Source organism: Hydrogenimonas thermophila (genome assembly GCF_900115615.1).
Lineage (GTDB): Bacteria > Campylobacterota > Campylobacteria > Campylobacterales > Hydrogenimonadaceae > Hydrogenimonas > Hydrogenimonas thermophila.
Window position 1 is genome coordinate 1 of sequence record NZ_FOXB01000076.1, and the last position, 3,391, is coordinate 3,391.

The 3,391-nt window shown below is 32.1% G+C and carries 1 protein-coding gene and 1 pseudogene; one reads left to right on the forward strand and one right to left on the reverse strand.

Features of this window, described 5'->3' with window-relative positions:
- The first annotated feature begins 42 nt into the window (after window positions 1-42).
- Window positions 43-1,659 (forward strand): methyl-accepting chemotaxis protein, encoded by a 1,617-nt coding sequence (locus BM227_RS12450; RefSeq protein WP_092914324.1) that lies wholly within the window; start codon window positions 43-45, stop codon window positions 1,657-1,659.
- A 33-nt stretch (window positions 1,660-1,692) separates the two neighbouring features.
- Here the strand turns inward: BM227_RS12450 and BM227_RS12455 are convergent.
- Window positions 1,693-3,327: pseudogene (locus tag BM227_RS12455) on the reverse strand (thioredoxin domain-containing protein); the annotation flags it as partial.
- Between the last annotated feature and the right edge of the window lie 64 nt (window positions 3,328-3,391).

Genomic DNA, 3,391 nt, shown 5'->3' on the forward strand with positions numbered 1-3,391 from the left:
ATGACAAGAATCAAGTATGGACTTATTAAATGAATATTAGGGTTGGAATGGGCTAAGCTAAAAAATATACGTATTTTAATTTCAAATCTTCAACTTCCAATAAAAGATGTTGTCAACTTTTACAGTAATATGAATGCTAAAATATTAGAAATTATTGCAACTACTTCAAAACTATCTCCTGCTAAACTCATTACAATAGATTTGGTAGCATATACTGCATTTTTAAAAGCAAAAGAGCGTGCAGGTATTGAAAGAGCCATTTTATCAGCAACATTTGCTGCAAATAAATTTGCTCCGGGTATGTACAATAAATTTATTACACTAGTTGCAGAACAAAACTCATATTTAGATGATTTTTTATCATTTGCACCTGAATCAATTTCATCTTTATATAAAAATGCTGTTAATGATCCATCATTTGCAAAAGTTACAAAGATGCGAAATATAGCAATAAAAAAGGCTTTTGCAGGCAATTTTAACATTGATGCTGAATATTGGTTTGATACAATTACTCAAAAAATTAATATACTCAAAAAAGTAGATGACTCAATTTCAAAGCAGATAAAAAAAGATTTAAATAGCTTTCACAGTATGGCTTTTGTTAATACTTTTATAGGCATTTTTGTAATTATTACGATGCTTATTATTGCATTCTTGTCAATTAAAGATATGGATATGAGATTAAACTCTCTAAAAAACCTTATTGTTAAAATTGCACAAACTAAAGATTTAACCACTGAAATACGCATTTATGAAAATGATGAATTTGGAAGTATCAGATCAGCACTTCGAGATTTCCTAAATGCATTACACAACTTTACATCACACGCTCAACGCAGTGCCTATGAAAATAAAGAGGTCTCAGCAGGCTTAGAGCATGCATTTGGAGAAATTACTACAAATATTCATACAGAAGCAAAAATTGTTGATGAAGGGTCACAAGAAGCTGATAAGTTAAAAAATATGCTTCTTGCAAGTAATCAGGAAGTTACACTTACTAAAGATAATATGTTACATGCAAATCAAAGTTTACAAGATGCTATTAATCTTATTCAAAATACCATTGCACAAATAGAAAACAATGCTGTTGTTGAAAATGAACTTGCTGAAAGACTTCAACAACTTAGCCATGATGCAGAACAGGTAAAAGAGGTTCTAACGGTTATCTCAGATATTGCAGACCAGACAAACCTTCTTGCACTTAATGCTGCTATTGAAGCTGCTCGTGCAGGTGAGCATGGTAGAGGATTTGCAGTTGTTGCAGATGAAGTTAGAAAGCTAGCAGAACGCACACAAAAGAGTCTTGCAGATATAAATGCTACTATTAACATAATTGTACAATCTATTATGGACAGTAGTAGTGCTATGAATAAAAATATAGAAAATGTCAATAGATTGACAGAAGATGCTTCTAAGGTACAAAATGAGATTGGTAATGTTTCTGTAAAAATGACTGAAGCAGTTGGCAGTGTTGAAAGTACTGCAAAAACAATTGATGATGCAGCAAAAATTATGGAAGCATTCATAGGAAAAATGATTAAGATAAAAGAGCTTTCTGAAACAAATACAAATAACATTTTTAATAGTGAAGAAAATGTTAAACGTATTGGCAAACTTGCTGACGAAGTTCTAAGACAAATTAGTCAATTTAGAGTATAAACTATAATTGAGGAGAAGTTCTTTACTTCTCCTTTAATGCTTTTCTATCTTATTTTTAATACTCTCAAAATCTTTACCAAAAGCAAAACATGCACGCATATCACAAGCAATAAAGCCGTCTAACTTTTCAACTTTTTTCAATAAAAATGGATAATGAATAGTTTCAATTTTTTCCGCACTATCTTGTAACATTTTATAGTTTGACTTAATTCCGATAACTCCACGTTTAAAACGAATATATGCACGTAAACTTTCTGGATATGCATCAGGCTCTTTTTCCAGCAAAAGAGCATTTGCATCCAGTGTCTTTTTTGCAATAGATTCATAGCTTAAAGAGCTTTCTAAAAGTGCTAAATCAAGAAGATTATTTATCATTACAGAGAGTGCAGAGGTGTAGTAGTTATCTTGCAAATCAGCATAACTTTCAAAACCGTCACTTCCAAGCAGCCATCGACCATCTCTATAAAATATTTTCAATGCCAACTTCATCCATCTATTAGCATCTTGTAAATAGTTTTCATCCAGTGTAGTCTGATAAGCAGTTAATGCCACATCAATCATAAAAGAGTAATCCTCAAGCAATCCTTCTTGAACAGGCTTATTTCCATATAACACTTGATGATAAAGTGTTCCATCATCTTTTTGCATCAATTTCTTTAATGATATATAGGAATTTTTGGCACTATTTAAATACTTTTCATCTAAAAAAGAGGCTTTAAATAGTGCTTTTATCATCATAGCATTCCAGGCTGTAATAATCTTTTTATCTATAAATGGATAGGTTCGTTTTGTTCTAAGCTCTTTTAAAATCTTTTTTGCCTTCTTAAATCCCTTTGGTTCTACCTCATCTACCCTTCTTGGATGAGCAAACTCTGTATCAAAATTACCATCTTCACTAATATCCAGAAATTTTAGAATTTGATTTGCATCTTCTTTGCTAAATCCTGAATTTACCAATGCAGAAAATGCTTCATCATAACGGTATATAAAATACCCTCCCTCTTGATGATCACTATCAGCATCACTTGCACTAAAGTATAACCCTTCAGATGTTCTAAATCTACGATTAATCTCACTTACAGTCTCTTTAACAACCTCTCTATATCTCTCTTTTTTAGTTAGCTTATATGCTTTGACATATAGAGGTATCAATTCGGCATTTGTATATAACATCTTTTCAAAGTGAGGCATCTTCCAGGTACGATCTACACAGTAACGAAAAAATGCACCGTCAATCTGATCATAAAGACCACTTCTTTGCATTGCATCAAGTGTTTCCAATGCCATTTGCTTTGCTTTTCTGTTGCCATTTAGAGCATAAATGTCAAATAGTAATCTTAACCTTGAACTCTCTGGAAATTTTGGTCTATTGCCAAAACCTTTGTAAATATTGTCATAGTACTCCGCCATCAACTCAACTGCCTGATCAGCTATTGTTAAATTAACATCAATCGGTTTAGAAGGAATATTATGCACTCGTTTCATCAAAGCTTCAATTGCATTTGCTTTTCTCTCAATCTTTTCTCTATTGTTACGATAGAGCGTACCAATCTTAGGCAACAGTGTCTCTAATCCTTCAACACCGTATGAAGTAATTGGTGGAATATATGTAGCTGCAAAAAATGGTTTTAAATCTTCTGTTAAAAAAATAGTTAAAGGCCATCCACCACTTCTGTGTAGCCCATTCCAACCCTAATATTCATTTAATAAGTCCATACTTGATTCTTGTCAT